The organism is Amycolatopsis thailandensis (assembly GCF_042723255.1).
Lineage (GTDB): Bacteria > Actinomycetota > Actinomycetes > Mycobacteriales > Pseudonocardiaceae > Amycolatopsis > Amycolatopsis thailandensis.
Window position 1 is genome coordinate 29,851 of the sequence record NZ_JBHXJK010000020.1, and the last position, 13,858, is coordinate 43,708.

General features: G+C 66.3%; 25 protein-coding genes. All 25 read left to right on the forward strand.

What is annotated here, in order from left to right:
• The first annotated feature begins 160 nt into the window (after nt 1-160).
• The 25 genes from rpsJ to ACFWMR_RS10885 all read left to right on the forward strand — a co-directional run bounded on the left by rpsJ (nt 161) and on the right by ACFWMR_RS10885 (nt 13,814).
• Complete coding sequence (gene rpsJ, locus ACFWMR_RS10765; protein ID WP_003102098.1) at nt 161-466, forward strand: 30S ribosomal protein S10; 306 nt, start codon at nt 161-163, stop codon at nt 464-466.
• 34 nt (nt 467-500) lie between these two features.
• Nucleotides 501-1,151: a 50S ribosomal protein L3 gene (rplC, locus tag ACFWMR_RS10770; RefSeq protein ID WP_020633317.1), complete on the forward strand. Its 651-nt coding sequence runs from the start codon at nt 501-503 to the stop codon at nt 1,149-1,151.
• Nucleotides 1,152-1,153: 2 nt separating this feature from the next.
• Complete coding sequence (gene rplD / locus ACFWMR_RS10775; protein ID WP_005166776.1) at nt 1,154-1,840, forward strand: 50S ribosomal protein L4; 687 nt, start codon at nt 1,154-1,156, stop codon at nt 1,838-1,840.
• Nucleotides 1,837-2,148, forward strand: a complete 312-nt coding sequence (gene rplW, locus ACFWMR_RS10780) for a 50S ribosomal protein L23 (RefSeq protein ID WP_005166778.1) — start codon at nt 1,837-1,839, stop codon at nt 2,146-2,148. The genes rplD and rplW overlap by 4 nt, the downstream gene beginning before the upstream one ends.
• Nucleotides 2,149-2,164: 16 nt before the next feature.
• Nucleotides 2,165-2,998: a 50S ribosomal protein L2 gene (gene rplB, locus ACFWMR_RS10785; protein WP_005166779.1), complete on the forward strand. Its 834-nt coding sequence runs from the start codon at nt 2,165-2,167 to the stop codon at nt 2,996-2,998.
• 18 nt (nt 2,999-3,016) lie between these two features.
• On the forward strand, nt 3,017-3,298 hold the full coding sequence (gene rpsS, locus ACFWMR_RS10790; RefSeq protein WP_026468892.1) for a 30S ribosomal protein S19: 282 nt from the start codon (nt 3,017-3,019) through the stop codon (nt 3,296-3,298).
• A 28-nt stretch (nt 3,299-3,326) separates the two neighbouring features.
• Complete coding sequence (gene rplV / locus ACFWMR_RS10795) at nt 3,327-3,743, forward strand: 50S ribosomal protein L22 (RefSeq protein WP_005166780.1); 417 nt, start codon at nt 3,327-3,329, stop codon at nt 3,741-3,743.
• Nucleotides 3,743-4,618, forward strand: coding sequence for a 30S ribosomal protein S3 (gene rpsC / locus ACFWMR_RS10800; RefSeq protein WP_378378225.1), 876 nt, complete (start codon nt 3,743-3,745; stop codon nt 4,616-4,618). The genes rplV and rpsC overlap by 1 nt, the downstream gene beginning before the upstream one ends.
• Before the next feature lie 3 nt (nt 4,619-4,621).
• Complete coding sequence (rplP, locus tag ACFWMR_RS10805) at nt 4,622-5,041, forward strand: 50S ribosomal protein L16 (RefSeq protein ID WP_004558864.1); 420 nt, start codon at nt 4,622-4,624, stop codon at nt 5,039-5,041.
• Complete coding sequence (gene rpmC / locus ACFWMR_RS10810; protein ID WP_005166783.1) at nt 5,041-5,289, forward strand: 50S ribosomal protein L29; 249 nt, start codon at nt 5,041-5,043, stop codon at nt 5,287-5,289. The genes rplP and rpmC overlap by 1 nt, the downstream gene beginning before the upstream one ends.
• A complete protein-coding gene (gene rpsQ, locus ACFWMR_RS10815) occupies nt 5,286-5,564 on the forward strand; it encodes a 30S ribosomal protein S17 (RefSeq protein WP_005166784.1) in 279 nt (92 codons plus the stop codon). The genes rpmC and rpsQ overlap by 4 nt, the downstream gene beginning before the upstream one ends.
• Nucleotides 5,565-5,643: 79 nt before the next feature.
• On the forward strand, nt 5,644-6,012 hold the full coding sequence (rplN, locus tag ACFWMR_RS10820; protein WP_005166785.1) for a 50S ribosomal protein L14: 369 nt from the start codon (nt 5,644-5,646) through the stop codon (nt 6,010-6,012).
• Between the two features lie 3 nt (nt 6,013-6,015).
• Entirely contained in the window at nt 6,016-6,330 is a 315-nt protein-coding gene (gene rplX, locus ACFWMR_RS10825) for a 50S ribosomal protein L24 (RefSeq protein WP_005166786.1), read from the forward strand.
• A 2-nt stretch (nt 6,331-6,332) separates the two neighbouring features.
• Complete coding sequence (rplE, locus tag ACFWMR_RS10830) at nt 6,333-6,896, forward strand: 50S ribosomal protein L5 (protein WP_093938476.1); 564 nt, start codon at nt 6,333-6,335, stop codon at nt 6,894-6,896.
• A gap of 4 nt (nt 6,897-6,900) precedes the next feature.
• Nucleotides 6,901-7,086, forward strand: a complete 186-nt coding sequence (locus ACFWMR_RS10835) for a type Z 30S ribosomal protein S14 (protein WP_005166789.1) — start codon at nt 6,901-6,903, stop codon at nt 7,084-7,086.
• Nucleotides 7,087-7,166: 80 nt separating this feature from the next.
• Nucleotides 7,167-7,565, forward strand: a complete 399-nt coding sequence (rpsH, locus tag ACFWMR_RS10840) for a 30S ribosomal protein S8 (protein ID WP_005166791.1) — start codon at nt 7,167-7,169, stop codon at nt 7,563-7,565.
• Nucleotides 7,566-7,581: 16 nt separating this feature from the next.
• On the forward strand, nt 7,582-8,121 hold the full coding sequence (gene rplF, locus ACFWMR_RS10845) for a 50S ribosomal protein L6 (RefSeq protein WP_093938475.1): 540 nt from the start codon (nt 7,582-7,584) through the stop codon (nt 8,119-8,121).
• A 2-nt stretch (nt 8,122-8,123) separates the two neighbouring features.
• Nucleotides 8,124-8,522, forward strand: a complete 399-nt coding sequence (rplR, locus tag ACFWMR_RS10850) for a 50S ribosomal protein L18 (protein ID WP_076163415.1) — start codon at nt 8,124-8,126, stop codon at nt 8,520-8,522.
• A gap of 31 nt (nt 8,523-8,553) precedes the next feature.
• Nucleotides 8,554-9,198 carry a 30S ribosomal protein S5 gene (gene rpsE, locus ACFWMR_RS10855; RefSeq protein ID WP_005166795.1) on the forward strand — a complete coding sequence of 215 codons (645 nt, stop codon included), beginning with the start codon at nt 8,554-8,556 and terminating at the stop codon, nt 9,196-9,198.
• A 1-nt stretch (nt 9,199) separates the two neighbouring features.
• Nucleotides 9,200-9,385, forward strand: coding sequence for a 50S ribosomal protein L30 (gene rpmD / locus ACFWMR_RS10860; protein WP_005166796.1), 186 nt, complete (start codon nt 9,200-9,202; stop codon nt 9,383-9,385).
• Nucleotides 9,382-9,828: a 50S ribosomal protein L15 gene (gene rplO / locus ACFWMR_RS10865; protein ID WP_005166797.1), complete on the forward strand. Its 447-nt coding sequence runs from the start codon at nt 9,382-9,384 to the stop codon at nt 9,826-9,828. Before rpmD ends, rplO begins: the two co-directional genes overlap by 4 nt.
• A gap of 368 nt (nt 9,829-10,196) precedes the next feature.
• Complete coding sequence (locus tag ACFWMR_RS10870; protein WP_378378226.1) at nt 10,197-10,967, forward strand: hypothetical protein; 771 nt, start codon at nt 10,197-10,199, stop codon at nt 10,965-10,967.
• Between the two features lie 46 nt (nt 10,968-11,013).
• A complete protein-coding gene (locus ACFWMR_RS10875) occupies nt 11,014-11,646 on the forward strand; it encodes a LysE family translocator (RefSeq protein WP_378378227.1) in 633 nt (210 codons plus the stop codon).
• A 309-nt stretch (nt 11,647-11,955) separates the two neighbouring features.
• Nucleotides 11,956-13,263 (forward strand): preprotein translocase subunit SecY, encoded by a 1,308-nt coding sequence (secY, locus tag ACFWMR_RS10880; RefSeq protein ID WP_093938496.1) that lies wholly within the window; start codon nt 11,956-11,958, stop codon nt 13,261-13,263.
• On the forward strand, nt 13,260-13,814 hold the full coding sequence (locus ACFWMR_RS10885; protein WP_005166801.1) for an adenylate kinase: 555 nt from the start codon (nt 13,260-13,262) through the stop codon (nt 13,812-13,814). The genes secY and ACFWMR_RS10885 overlap by 4 nt, the downstream gene beginning before the upstream one ends.
• Nucleotides 13,815-13,858: the final 44 nt, after the last annotated feature.

Below are 13,858 nucleotides of genomic sequence, written 5' to 3' on the forward strand. Positions count from 1 at the left end.
CCAGGCAAGACGAAGATCCCGCGGGATCCGTCTGTGCGTCGGGCACGACACGCCCGACCGCGTGGACCGGGGACAGGGCCGTTGAACTGGGAAAACCTCAGCCAGGCTGAGGTTTGAAAAGACAAAAGCGGCACGAGACGACAAGGAACGAGCAGCCACCATGGCGGGACAGAAGATCCGCATCCGGCTCAAGGCCTACGACCACGAGGCGATCGACACCTCGGCACGCAAGATCGTCGAGACGGTCACGCGTACCGGCGCCCGTGTTGTCGGGCCGGTGCCGCTGCCCACCGAGAAGAACGTTTACTGCGTCATCCGCTCGCCGCACAAGTACAAGGACTCGCGCGAGCACTTCGAGATGCGCACGCACAAGCGTCTGATCGACATCCTCGACCCGACGCCGAAGACGGTCGACGCGCTCATGCGCATCGACCTGCCGGCGAGCGTCGACGTCAACATCCAGTAGCAGCGGCTGGCGAGCGGCGGAGAGTAAGAGACTCATGTCTGACAGGCAAGTGAAGGGCATCCTGGGCACCAAGCTCGGCATGACCCAGGTCTTCGACGAGAACAACCGGGTCGTCCCGGTGACCGTCGTGCAGGCCGGGCCGAACGTGGTCACCCAGGTTCGGACCCAGGAGAACGACGGCTACAAGGCCGTGCAGCTGGCTTTCGGCGCGGTCGACCCGCGCCGGGTGAACAAGCCGCGCACCGGCCACTTCGACAAGGCGAGCGTGACCCCGCGTCGTTTCCTTGCGGAGCTGCGTACCACCGACGCCGAGACCTACGAGGTCGGCCAGGAGATCACCGCCGAGGTGTTCGAGGCCGGTATCGAGGTCGACGTGACCGGTACCAGCAAGGGCAAGGGCTACGCCGGTGTCATGAAGCGTCACGGCTTCAAGGGCCAGGGCGCGAGCCACGGTGCCCAGGCCGTGCACCGCAAGCCCGGCTCGATCGGTGGCTGTGCCACCCCGGGCCGCGTCTTCAAGGGCCTGCGCATGGCGGGCCGGATGGGCAACGACCGGGTCACCACGCAGAACCTGACCGTGCACGCGGTGCGTGCCGAGGACGGCCTGCTGCTGATCAAGGGCGCCGTGCCCGGTCCCAAGGGCGGCCTGCTGTTCGTTCGCAGCGCCGCGAAGGGTGGTAACTGAACATGACCAGCGTCGAGCTGAAGACCCCGGCCGGTAAAGCCGACGGCACGGTCGAGCTCCCCTCGGAGATCTTCGACGTGCAGGCCAACGTGCCCCTCATGCACCAGGTCGTGGTGGGCCAGCTGGCCGCCGCGCGCCAGGGCACGCATGACACCAAGACCCGCGGTGAAGTCCGCGGTGGTGGCAAGAAGCCGTACCGCCAGAAGGGCACCGGCCGCGCCCGCCAGGGTTCGACCCGTGCGCCGCAGTTCACCGGTGGTGGCGTCGTCCACGGCCCCACGCCGCGTGACTACACCCAGCGGACCCCGAAGAAGATGAAGGCCGCCGCTCTGCGTGGCGCCCTCTCCGACCGGGCCCGTGCCGGACAGCTGCACGTCGTCACCGAACTGGTGACCGGCGAGAAGCCGTCCACCAAGTCCGCCAAGGCCGCCATCGCCGCGCTGACCCAGGCCAAGCGCGTTCTCGTGGTCCTGCACCGCGACGACGAGCTCAGCTGGAACTCGCTGCGGAACCTGGCCGAGGTCCACATCATCACGCCCGACCAGCTCAACACCTACGACGTGTTGGTCAACGACGACGTGGTGTTCACCAAGGCCGCTTACGACGTGTTCGTCGCCGGTCCCGTCCGGGGCAAGGGCGCGAAGGCCAGCGCGCGGTCGAGCGAGGTTGAAGGGAGTGACGAGCAGTGAGTGCGATCGCCATCCCCGATCCCCGCGACATCTTGCTCGCGCCGGTGATCTCCGAGAAGTCCTACGGGCTGCTCGAGGACCACAAGTACACGTTCATCGTCCGCCCGGACGCCAACAAGACCCAGATCAAGATCGCGGTCGAGAAGGTGTTCGGCGTCAAGGTGGTCAGCGTCAACACGGCCAACCGCCAGGGCAAGCGTAAGCGGACTCGCGCCGGCTTCGGCAAGCGCAAGGACACCAAGCGCGCCATCGTGACTCTTTCGGCTGAGAGCAAGCCGATCGAGATCTTCGGCGGACCCACCGCGTAAAGGACTGAGCTGACACATGGGCATCCGCAAGTACAAGCCGACGACCCCGGGTCGTCGCGGTTCCAGCGTCTCCGACTTCGCCGAGATCACTCGGTCCACCCCGGAGAAGTCGCTGCTGCGTCCGCTGAGCAAGTCCGGCGGCCGTAACTCCAGCGGCAAGATCACCACCCGGCACAAGGGCGGTGGCCACAAGCGCGCGTACCGGCTGATCGACTTCCGCCGGAACGACAAGGACGGCGTTCCCGCCAAGGTCGCGCACATCGAGTACGACCCCAACCGGTCCGCTCGGATCGCGCTGCTGCACTACGCCGACGGCGAGAAGCGCTACATCATCGCCCCGGAGAAGCTCAAGCAGGGTGACACGGTCGAGAACGGCCCCCGCGCCGACATCAAGCCGGGTAACAACCTGCCGCTGCGCAACATCCCGGTCGGCACCGTGATCCACGCGATCGAGCTCCGCCCCGGTGGCGGCGCGAAGATGGCGCGGTCCGCCGGTGCCAAGGTGCAGCTGGTGGCGAAGGACGGGCCTTACGCCCAGCTTCGTCTCCCGTCGGGCGAGATCCGCAACGTCGACGTGCGCAACCGCGCCACCATCGGCGAGGTCGGCAACTCCGAGCACTCGAACATCAACTGGGGCAAGGCGGGCCGTAACCGCTGGCGCGGCAAGCGCCCCACCGTCCGTGGTGTCGTCATGAACCCGGTCGACCACCCGCACGGTGGTGGTGAGGGTAAGACCTCCGGTGGTCGCCACCCGGTGAACCCGAACGGCAAGCCCGAAGGCCGCACCCGCCGCCGCAAGGCTTCCGACGCCATGATCGTCCGCCGCCGGCGTACCGGCAAGAAGCGCTGAGCAGGGAGGTAGAAGAACATGCCACGTAGCCTCAAAAAGGGCCCCTTCGTGGACGACCACCTGCTCAAGAAGGTGGACGTTCTCAACGAGTCGGGCAAGAAGACCGTCATCAAGACGTGGTCGCGTCGTTCCACGATCATCCCGGATTTCCTGGGTCACACGATCGCGGTGCACGACGGCCGCAAGCACGTCCCGGTGTTCGTCACCGAGGCGATGGTGGGTCACAAGTTGGGCGAATTCGCCCCGACTCGGACCTTCAAGGGCCACATCAAGGACGACCGCAAGTCGCGCCGCCGCTGAGCGGGCACGAGAGAACAAGGAACTAGCGATGAACGCCCAGAACGACGTGGCCGAGGCTTTGCCGACGGCTTACGCGCGGGCTCGCTTCGTCCGGGACTCGCCTACCAAGGTGCGCCGGGTGATCGAGCTGATCAAGGGACGTAGCGCCGCCGACGCCTTGGCCGTGCTCCAGTTCGCCCCGCAGGCGGCAAGCGAGCCGGTCGCGAAGGTGCTCGCCAGCGCCGTGGCCAACGCCGAAAACAACCTCGATCTCGACCCGGACACCCTCTGGGTCAAGAACGCCTACGCCGACGAGGGCCCGACCCTCAAGCGCATCCGTCCGCGGGCCCAGGGCCGCGCGTACCGGATCCGCAAGCGGACCAGCCACATCACCGTCGAGGTGGAGTCGCGTCCCAAGGCCGAGGCCAAGAAGGCACAGGGCAAGAAGAAGGCAGGTGGCCGGTAGTGGGCCAGAAGATCAACCCGCACGGCTTCCGCCTGGGTATCACCACGGACTGGAAGTCGCGTTGGTACGCCGACAAGCAGTACGCGGAGTACGTGGCCGAGGACGTCAAGATCCGGAAGCTGCTGTCCACGGGCATGGAGCGCGCCGGGATCTCCAAGGTCGAGATCGAGCGCACCCGTGACCGGGTCCGCGTCGACATCCACACCGCCCGGCCGGGCATCGTCATCGGCCGTCGCGGCGCGGAAGCCGACCGCATCCGCGGCGCGCTGGAGAAGCTGACCGCCAAGCAGGTCCAGCTGAACATCCTCGAGGTCAAGAACCCCGAGGCCGACGCCCAGCTCGTCGCCCAGGGTGTCGCGGAGCAGCTGAGCAACCGTGTGGCGTTCCGCCGCGCGATGCGCAAGGCGATCCAGACCTCCATGCGTTCGCCGCAGGTCAAGGGCATCCGCGTGCAGTGCGGCGGTCGTCTCGGCGGTGCCGAGATGTCCCGCTCCGAGCACTACCGCGATGGCCGCGTCCCGCTGCACACGCTGCGCGCCGACATCGACTACGGCTTCTTCGAGGCCAAGACGACGTTCGGTCGCATCGGCGTGAAGGTGTGGATCTACAAGGGCGAGCTCGTGGGTGGCCTCAAGGCCAAGGAGGCGCGTGACGCCGCCGCGGCCGCCGAGCGTGCCCCGCGCCGTGACCGTGGTGACCGTCCGTCCCGACCGCGCCGTTCCGGCTCGTCGGGCACGACGCCGACCTCGACCGAAGCCGGACGGGCCGCCGCCCGAGAGGCAGATGGCAGCGCTGCTGCCGCTGCCAAGGGCGACGCCGCCCCCGCGGCCACCGAGGCCCCGGCTGCTGAGACTGCAGAAAAGACGGAGGGCTGACACGTGCTCATCCCGCGCAGGGTCAAGCACCGGAAGCAGCACTCCCCGAAGCGCCACGGTGCCGCCAAGGGCGGTACGAAGGTGAGCTTCGGCGAGTACGGCATCCAGGCGCTTGAGCACAGCTACGTGACCAACAGGCAGATCGAGTCCGCTCGTATCGCCATGACGCGTCACATCAAGCGTGGCGGCAAGGTGTGGACGACGATCTACCCGGACCGCCCGCTGACCAAGAAGCCGGCGGAAACCCGCATGGGTTCCGGTAAGGGTTCGCCCGAGTGGTGGATCGCCAACGTGAAGCCGGGCCGCGTGATGTTCGAGATCTCGTTCCCGAACGAGGAGACCGCCCGCGAGGCGCTCCGTCGCGCGATCCACAAGCTGCCCATGAAGTGCCGCATCGTGACCCGTGAAGGTGGTGAGTTCTGATGGCGAAGGCAGGTGCCGCTCTGGCATCGGAGCTTCGTGAGCTCACCGCGGAAGAGCTCGTCCTGCGTCTGAAGGAATACAAGGAGGAGCTTTTCAACCTCCGCTTCCAGATGGCGACCGGACAGCTCGACAACAACCGCCGTCTGCGTACCGTCCGCACGGACATCGCGCGGATCTACACGGTCATGCGCGAGCGTGAACTCGGCCTGTCCGTTTCCCCTGACGCCGAGAGTGAAGGTGCCGCATGAGCGAGCAGCCCACCGAGGCGGCCGGCCGCAACGACCGTAAGGTCCGTGAGGGCTATGTCGTCTCGGACAAGATGAACAAGACGATCGTGGTCGAGCTCGAAGACCGCAAGAAGCACCGTCGTTACGCCAAGGTTCTCCGCAGCACCAGCAAGGTCAAGGTGCACGACGAGAACAACGAGGCGGGCGTGGGCGACCGGGTCACCCTGATGGAGACCCGCCCGCTGTCGGCGACCAAGCGCTGGCGTCTGGTGCAGATCGTGGAGAAGGCCAAGTAAGTAGGGCTCTTTTTGAGTCCCTTAGTTCCGCAAGGCTCGCAGGACATCGCGAGAACCAGCGCGACATACAGGAGTAGACGTGATCCAGCAGGAGTCGCGGCTTCGGGTTGCCGACAACACGGGCGCGAAGGAGATCCTTTGCATCCGCGTTCTCGGTGGCTCGGGGCGGCGCTACGCGGGCATCGGCGACATCATCGTCGCCACCGTGAAGGACGCCATGCCGGCTGCCGGCGTGAAGAAGGGTGACGTCGTCAAGGCGGTCATCGTTCGCACGCGCAAGGAGCGCCGTCGTCCGGACGGTTCTTACATCCGCTTCGACGAGAACGCTGCTGTGCTCATCAAGAACGACAATGAGCCCCGCGGCACCCGCATCTTCGGGCCGGTCGGTCGCGAACTGCGCGACCGGAAGTTCATGAAGATCATCTCGCTCGCGCCGGAGGTGTTGTAGAGCATGAAGGTGAAGAAGGGCGACACGGTCGTCGTCATCGCCGGCAAGGACAAGGGTGCCAAGGGCAAGGTCATCCAGGCCTACCCCGAGCGCGAGCGCGTGCTGGTCGAGGGCGTGAACCGGATCAAGAAGCACACGCGGATCTCCCAGACCCAGCGCGGCGCGCAGTCCGGCGGCATCGTCACGCAGGAAGCGCCCATCCACGTTTCGAACGTGATGGTCGTCGACTCGGACGGCAAGCCGACCCGGGTGGGCTACCGCATCGGCGAGGACGGCAAGAAGGTCCGGGTCTCGCGCCGGAACGGTAAGGACATCTGATCATGACCACCGCAGAGAACATCGCCCCGCGCCTCAAGGTGCGGTACCGCGAGGAGATCAAGGGACAGCTCCAGCAGGAGTTCTCCTTCGAGAACGTCCACCAGATCCCGGGCGTCGTCAAGGTCGTCGTGAACATGGGTGTCGGTGACGCCGCCCGTGACAGCAAGCTGATCGAAGGCGCCATCCGCGACCTGGCCGCGATCACCGGGCAGAAGCCCGAGGTTCGCAAGGCTCGCAAGTCCATCGCGCAGTTCAAGCTGCGTGAGGGCCAGCCGATCGGCGCGCGCGTCACGCTGCGCGGCGACCGGATGTGGGAGTTCCTCGACCGGCTGCTGACCATCGCGCTGCCGCGTATCCGTGACTTCCGCGGGCTTTCGCCGAAGCAGTTCGACGGCAACGGCAACTACACGTTCGGTCTCAACGAGCAGTCCATGTTCCACGAGATCGACCCGGACGCCATCGACCGCCCGCGCGGTATGGACGTCACTGTCGTCACCACCGCCAACACCGACGACGAGGGCCGCGCGCTGCTTCGCAAGCTCGGCTTCCCGTTCAAGGAGAACTGAGTCGATGGCCAAGAAAGCACTGGTCCACAAGGCCGCGAAGACGCCGAAGTTCAAGGTTCGCGGTTACACGCGCTGCCAGCGGTGCGGTCGCCCGCACTCGGTGTTCCGCAAGTTCGGGCTCTGCCGGATCTGCCTTCGCGAGATGGCACACGCGGGCGAGCTGCCCGGCGTCCGCAAGTCCAGCTGGTAAGAGTCTTTTTTAACTCCCACTTCGCCACAGGCCCTGCAGAGATTGCAGGGAACCAGGGCGAGAAAGGTTGACAGGTCACCATGACGATGACCGACCCCATCGCAGACTTCTTGACCCGTCTGCGTAACGCGAACTCGGCTTACCACGACGAGGTCGTGCTTCCCCACTCGAAGATCAAGGCGAACATCGCCGAGATCCTCAAGCGCGAGGGCTACATCTCGGGCTACCGCGACGAGCCGGGCGAGAAGCACAAGAACCTCATCGTGGAGCTGAAGTACGGCCCCAACCGTGAGCGCAGCATCGCCGGCCTTCGCCGCGTGTCCAAGCCCGGCCTGCGGGTCTACGCAAAATCGACCGAACTGCCGTCGGTTCTCGGTGGCCTCGGCGTCGCGATCATCTCGACGTCGTCCGGCCTCCAGACCGACCGTCAGGCCAAGCGCAACAGCGTGGGCGGCGAAGTCCTCGCCTACGTCTGGTAAGGAAGGGGGCACAGACATGTCACGCATTGGAAAGCTGCCGGTCGCCGTCCCCTCCGGGGTCGAGGTGACCATCGACGGTCAGCAGATCAAGGTCAAGGGGCCCAAGGGCACCCTTGAGCACACCATCGCCGAGCCGATCACCGTCGAGAAGGCCGAAGACGGCACTCTCGCGGTGAAGCGTCCCGACGAGGAGCGCAACAGCCGTGCCCTGCACGGTCTCACCCGGACGCTGGTCAACAACCTCGTCGTCGGTGTGACCGAGGGCTACGAGAAGAAGCTCGAGATCCACGGTGTCGGTTACCGCGTGCAGGCCAAGGGCTCGGACCTCGAGTTCGCCCTCGGCTACAGCCACCCGGTGAAGATCGAGGCCCCGGAAGGCATCACCTTCAAGGTCGAGACCCCCACCCGGTTCTCGGTCTCGGGTATCGACAAGCAGAAGGTCGGCCAGATCGCCGCGGTCATCCGCAAGCTGCGCCGCCCGGACCCGTACAAGGGCAAGGGCCTGCGCTACGAGGGTGAGAAGATCCGCCGCAAGGTCGGAAAGACGGGTAAGTGATCATGAGCGACACGACTACGAAGCGCAAGCCGGTCGGCAAGGACATCTCGACCCGCCGCCGCGTCGCGAAGGCCCGTCGGCACTTCCGCCTTCGCAAGAAGATCAACGGCACGGACCAGCGTCCGCGCCTGGTCGTCAAGCGTTCGTCGCGGCACATCGCCGTGCAGCTGATCGACGACCTCGCCGGCAAGACCCTGGCGTCGGCGTCCACCCTCGAGGCGGACGTTCGCGCGCTGGACGGCGACAAGAAGGCCAAGGCCGCCAAGGTCGGGGAGCTCGTCGCCGCCCGCGCCAAGAACGCCGGCGTCTCGACCGTGGTGTTCGACCGTGGTGGCAACGCCTACCACGGCCGCATCGCGGCGCTCGCCGACGCTGCCCGTGAGGCGGGGTTGGAGTTCTGATGCAGATGCTCGTGAATGGAAGGACAGCCTGATGCCGGGACGTACACGGCAATTCGGCGGCGGCCAGGGCGGACCCGGCGGACAGGGCGGCAACGACCGCAATGACCGTCGCGACCGCCGGGACCGGCGCGACAGCGGCCGTGGCGGGGCCGGCCAGGAAAAGACCCCGCACCTCGAGAAGGTCGTGACGATCAACCGCGTCGCCAAGGTCGTCAAGGGTGGTCGTCGCTTCAGCTTCACCGCTCTGGTGGTCGTCGGTGACGGCGACGGTCAGGTCGGCGTCGGCTACGGCAAGGCCAAGGAAGTTCCCGCGGCCATCGCCAAGGGCGTCGAGGAAGCGAAGAAGAACTTCTTCCGCGTTCCCCGCGTCGGTGGCACCATTCCCCACCCGATCCAGGGTGAGGAAGCCGCCGGTGTCGTGCTGCTCCGTCCGGCCTCGGCCGGTACCGGTGTCATCGCCGGTGGTCCGGTGCGCGCGGTGCTGGAGTGCGCGGGCGTCCACGACGTGCTGTCGAAGTCGCTCGGCTCCGACAACGCGATCAACATCGTGCACGCGACCGTGGCGGCCCTGAAGGGTCTGCAGCGTCCCGAAGAGGTCGCGGCCCGCCGCGGTCTCCCGCTCGAGGACGTCGCGCCGGCTCGGATGCTGCGTCAGCGCGCGGGCCAGGGGGTCTGACATGACTCAGCTCAAGGTGACCCAGGTCAAGAGCAAGATCGGCACGAAGCACGCTCACCGCGAGTCGCTGCGCACCCTCGGGCTGCGCAAGATCCGCCAGAGCGTCGTGCGTGAAGACACCCCCCAGGTTCGCGGCCTCATCCACACGGTCCGCCACCTGGTGGAGGTCGAGGAGGTCAAGGCATGACTGCCATCAAGATCCACCACCTTCGTCCGGCTCCGGGCGCGAAGCGCGACAAGATCCGCGTCGGCCGTGGTGAGGGCTCGAAGGGCAAGACCGCCGGTCGCGGTACCAAGGGCACCAAGGCCCGGAAGAACGTGCCCGCCGGTTTCGAGGGTGGGCAGATGCCCATCCACATGCGGCTCCCGAAGCTTCGCGGCTTCAAGAACCGCTTCCGCACCGAGTACCAGCCCGTGAACCTGGGCGACATCGCCCGCGTGTTCCCGGACGGTGGCAAGGTCGGCAACGAGGAGCTCGTCGCGAAGGGCCTTGTTCGCAAGAACAAGCTCGTGAAGGTGCTCGGCAACGGTGACCTGAACGGCGTCAAGCTGGACGTCACCGCCGACGCTTTCTCCGGCTCCGCCAAGGAGAAGCTCTCCGCCGCCGGTGGCTCCGCCACCACGCTCTGAGCTCGCTCCCGCTTCACCCGGCTCCCTCCGCTTCGCTGCGGGAGCCTCAGCTTCACCGAAAGGCCCGCCCGGCTCCGCCCGGCGGGCCTTTCGCTTGCTCCGCTCCGCTCCGCCCGACCTGCGTTTAGCCCGCTAATCGCGATCCGGTCGCTCCGCTCCGGCCGCTCGCGCCGACTTGCGTTTAGCCCCCTAATCGCGATCTGGGGTCTGGAGCGCTCCCGAGGGCGAGATCGCGTTTAGGGGGCTAAACGCGCTCCGGCGGTCGCCAGGGCGCCTCCAGCCCGGATCGCGATTAGCGGGCTAAACGCAGGTCGGCCACCGGCGCCGCGAGCGTGGCGCATGGGCACCTGAGCTGGGAGGATCGTGAGGTGGCGATACCTCCCGGGCAGGATTCGCAGCCCTTCCAGCAGCAGCCGGATGCCCCGCCGATGGTCGTATCCGTTTCGGGTCCGATGGATCCCCCGGGAGAATCACGCCGGTCCGGGCGCCTTGAGCCTCGCAGGCTCGTCGCGGCGGGGCTGTCCGTCCTGGCTCTTGTGCTGACCCTCGTCGGCTGCTTCTTCCCGCTCTTCAGGACCGATCATCGGTTCGCCTTCGACACCAGCGAACAGAACATGCTCGTGTTCGTGCAGAGCGCGTGGGACACGATCGTGGAACAGTCCCGCCAACCTGCCTTCACGACGTCGACGTCACCTGTCGGTATCCCGCTCTTGATCGCAGCGACGCTCCTGCTGGCGGCCGCGATCGTCAGCACGCGGCTGGCGGGGCGTCATCGCCCAGGAGCTTCGGACAGGTGGGTCACCACCATCGCGGCGGTGTTTCTCGCCGGGGTCGTCAGCTGCGTCGCCACGCTAGGGGCCGGAAGCCAACTAGGAGATGACGTCAAGGCGACCCTGACTCTCGAAGCGGGTATGTGGGCGCTTCTAGCCGCGGTCGTCGCCGCTGTCGCTGCGGCCGTCATGAGCCATCGTGTCGAGGAGGACGAGTCGCCGATGAGCGCCGACCCGGGTCTCGCGGACATGCCCACTCCGAAGGACGGCATCTCCATCACGGTGCTCCCACCGGAGCCGCAGCCCGGGCCGCCGGACTATTCGGCCTTCGCGCCCCCTCCGGATCCCGGCGCGAAGGAGCGCGATTAGCCCGCTAAACGCGCTCTCTCGTATCGGGGCGCGGAGGAGGTGGCCGATGACTTGGGCGATGGTCTTTTTCGGAGCGGCGGTGCTCGTGGCTTTTACGCCAGGGGCGAACAACCTGCTCGGCCTGCATCACGGCATGACACAGGGCGTGTGGAAAGGGCTCGCCGGCCTGTTAGGCCGATTGGCGGCATTCACGGTCCTGATCGCCGCAGTCGCGGCGGGGCTCGGGCAACTCCTCGCGGCCTCGGAGCTTGCACTCACGGTGATCAAATGGGCGGGTGTCGCCTACCTGGTCTGGATCGGCGGGCGGTTGCTTTGGTCGACGTTCCGCGCCGGACGAACCGCACTGGTCCAGATGTCGCGAAACGCCGAATCCCTACCGGCGTCGTGGATCGCCAGGAAGGAATTCGTCGTCGCGATCACGAACCCGAAGGCGATCCTCATCTTCACGGCCTTCGTGCCGCAGTTCATCGACGCAGCTCACGGCTCATTTCCCACTCAGATCGCGATTCTCGGGGCCATCTACCTGCTCGCCGAGTTCGTCGCGGGCGCGACCTACGTCGGAGTCTGCGCACTCGTGAGGTCGCTCCGGTTGTCCCGTCGAGCGACTCGCAACGTCGACCGCGGCACCGGTGTCGTGCTCCTCGGCATGGCGGGCGCCCTCGCCGCTTCGAACTCCTGATCACGGTGCGTTTAGCGGGCTAATCGCGATCTGATGGGGTCCGGAAAGCAGGGAACGACAGGGCGATCTGTCAAGGTTCCGGAGCGAGATACACAAGTCGATCAACCTCACGGACCAACCTTCGTCCGGAAAACCCACACGCACTGCGGACACGCCCTGTGAAGCTGTTAGAGTCGGCCGCACGCTTCGGGACGAGTGTGCCCCGAAGCGTTCCTGGCTTGTGCCAGAAAGCTGTGTGTTCCCGCCGGCCCCAGGTCGGCCAAGCCGATCGTCGGTAAGACAGCCGACGACGCCGAGGAGGTCTCCCGCGTGCTCAGCGCCTTCCGCTCGGCTCTCGCGACGCCGGATCTACGTAAGAAGATCCTGTTCACGCTAGCCATCGTCGCGGTCTACCGAATCGGTGCCACCATCCCGGCCCCGGGCATCTCGTACTCCGCCGTCCAGAAATGTACGGAGACTGGGTCGCAGGAGGGCGTCTATCAGCTGCTGAACCTGTTCAGCGGCGGTGCGCTGCTGCAGCTGTCACTGTTCTCGACCGGCATCATGCCGTACATCACGGCGAGCATCATCGTCCAGCTCCTCACCGTGGTCATCCCGCGGTTCGAGGAGCTGAAGAAGGAAGGCCAGTCCGGTCAGGGCAAGCTGACGCAGTACACCCGGTACCTGACGATCGCCCTCGCGGTCCTGCAGGCCACCGGTGTGGTGGCGCTCGCTGACCGCAAGCAGCTCTTCCCGCAGTGCGACACCGCGATCATCCCGGACAACAGCGTCTACACGCTGGCCATCATCGTCATCACGATGACCGCCGGTACCGCCGTCATGATGTGGCTGGGTGAGCTGATCACCGAGCGCGGCGTCGGCAACGGCATGTCCGTCCTCATCTTCCTGAACATCGCGGCCCGCATCCCGATCGAGGGTGGCAACATCCTCAGCAGCGCGGGTGGCGTCGTCTTCGCCTTGATCTGCGTGTTCGGCCTGGTGATCATCGCCAGCGTCATCTTCGTCGAGCAGGGCCAGCGCCGGATCCCGGTGCAGTACGCCAAGCGCATGATCGGCCGCCGCATGTACGGCGGGACCTCGACCTACCTGCCGATCAAGGTGAACCAGGCCGGTGTCATCCCGGTCATCTTCGCCTCGTCGCTGCTCTACCTGCCGGACCTGATCAGCCGCCTCGTCGGCGACGCCAACAGCAACTCCGGCTGGCAGGTCTTCATTCAGAACTACATCGTCAACCAGTCCAGCTGGGCGCACGTCCTGCTGTACTTCGCGTTGATCATCTTCTTCACGTACTTCTACATCACGATCACGTTCAACGTGGACGAGCGTGCGGAAGAGATGAAGAAGTTCGGTGGCTTCATCCCGGGTATCCGTCCGGGACGCCCCACCGCGGAGTACCTCAGCTACGTCCTCGGCCGGATCACCCTGCCGGGCTCGCTGTACCTGGGCATCATCGCGATCCTTCCGAACTTCTTCCTGTCCGTCACCGGCAGCGGGAACAACCAGAACTTCCCGTTCGGTGGCACGGCTGTGCTGATCATGGTCGGTGTCGGTCTCGACACCGTGAAGCAGATCGAAAGCCAGCTGATGCAACGTAACTACGAAGGGTTCTTGAAGTGACGCGCCTGGTTCTCGTTGGCCCTCCTGGCGCGGGCAAAGGTACTCAGGCGGTAGCACTGTCGGAGAAGCTCCGGATCCCGCACATCTCGACCGGCGACCTGTTCCGCGCCCACGTGGGCGAGCAGACGCCGCTGGGCCAGGAAGCCAAGCGCTACCTGGACTCCGGCGAACTCGTGCCCGACTCGGTCACGAACGAGATGGTGCGTGAGCGCCTCGCCGAACCCGACGCCAAGGTCGGCTTCCTGCTGGACGGGTTCCCCCGGAACACCAAGCAGGCCGACGTCCTCGGTGAGATCCTCGGCGAGGTCGACACCGAGCTGAACGCGGTCATCCAGCTCCAGGTCTCGGAAGACGTCGTCGTCGAGCGGCTGCTGTCCCGCGGCCGCTCGGACGACACCGAAGAGGTCATCCGCCGTCGCCAGCAGATCTACGTGTCCGAGACGGCTCCGCTGCTCGAGTACTACGCGGACATCCTGGTCACGGTCGACGGCGTCGGCTCGGTCGACGAGATCTCCGCCCGCGTGCTGGAAGCGCTGCGCGACCGCACGTGAACCTCGGAGGACTGCGTGTACTGCAACGGCTTCGTCGTGGGCGC

Bases quoted from the DNA above. Each gene is read 5' to 3' on its own strand.
- rplO (WP_005166797.1), top strand. From the start codon at position 9,382: ATGACTGCCATCAAGATCCACCACCTTCGTCCGGCTCCGGGCGCGAAG.
- rplE (WP_093938476.1), top strand. From the start codon at position 6,333: ATGACCACCGCAGAGAACATCGCCCCGCGCCTCAAGGTGCGGTACCGC.
- rpmD (WP_005166796.1), top strand. From the start codon at position 9,200: ATGACTCAGCTCAAGGTGACCCAGGTCAAGAGCAAGATCGGCACGAAG.
- rplX (WP_005166786.1), top strand. From the start codon at position 6,016: ATGAAGGTGAAGAAGGGCGACACGGTCGTCGTCATCGCCGGCAAGGAC.
- rplC (WP_020633317.1), top strand. From the start codon at position 501: ATGTCTGACAGGCAAGTGAAGGGCATCCTGGGCACCAAGCTCGGCATG.
- rplD (WP_005166776.1), top strand. From the start codon at position 1,154: ATGACCAGCGTCGAGCTGAAGACCCCGGCCGGTAAAGCCGACGGCACG.
- rpsS (WP_026468892.1), top strand. From the start codon at position 3,017: ATGCCACGTAGCCTCAAAAAGGGCCCCTTCGTGGACGACCACCTGCTC.
- ACFWMR_RS10835 (WP_005166789.1), top strand. From the start codon at position 6,901: ATGGCCAAGAAAGCACTGGTCCACAAGGCCGCGAAGACGCCGAAGTTC.
- rplB (WP_005166779.1), top strand. From the start codon at position 2,165: ATGGGCATCCGCAAGTACAAGCCGACGACCCCGGGTCGTCGCGGTTCC.
- rpsH (WP_005166791.1), top strand. From the start codon at position 7,167: ATGACGATGACCGACCCCATCGCAGACTTCTTGACCCGTCTGCGTAAC.
- rpsE (WP_005166795.1), top strand. From the start codon at position 8,554: ATGCCGGGACGTACACGGCAATTCGGCGGCGGCCAGGGCGGACCCGGC.
- rplF (WP_093938475.1), top strand. From the start codon at position 7,582: ATGTCACGCATTGGAAAGCTGCCGGTCGCCGTCCCCTCCGGGGTCGAG.
- rplR (WP_076163415.1), top strand. From the start codon at position 8,124: ATGAGCGACACGACTACGAAGCGCAAGCCGGTCGGCAAGGACATCTCG.
- rpmC (WP_005166783.1), top strand. From the start codon at position 5,041: ATGGCGAAGGCAGGTGCCGCTCTGGCATCGGAGCTTCGTGAGCTCACC.
- rpsQ (WP_005166784.1), top strand. From the start codon at position 5,286: ATGAGCGAGCAGCCCACCGAGGCGGCCGGCCGCAACGACCGTAAGGTC.
- ACFWMR_RS10875 (WP_378378227.1), top strand. From the start codon at position 11,014: ATGACTTGGGCGATGGTCTTTTTCGGAGCGGCGGTGCTCGTGGCTTTT.
- rplV (WP_005166780.1), top strand. From the start codon at position 3,327: ATGAACGCCCAGAACGACGTGGCCGAGGCTTTGCCGACGGCTTACGCG.
- rpsJ (WP_003102098.1), top strand. From the start codon at position 161: ATGGCGGGACAGAAGATCCGCATCCGGCTCAAGGCCTACGACCACGAG.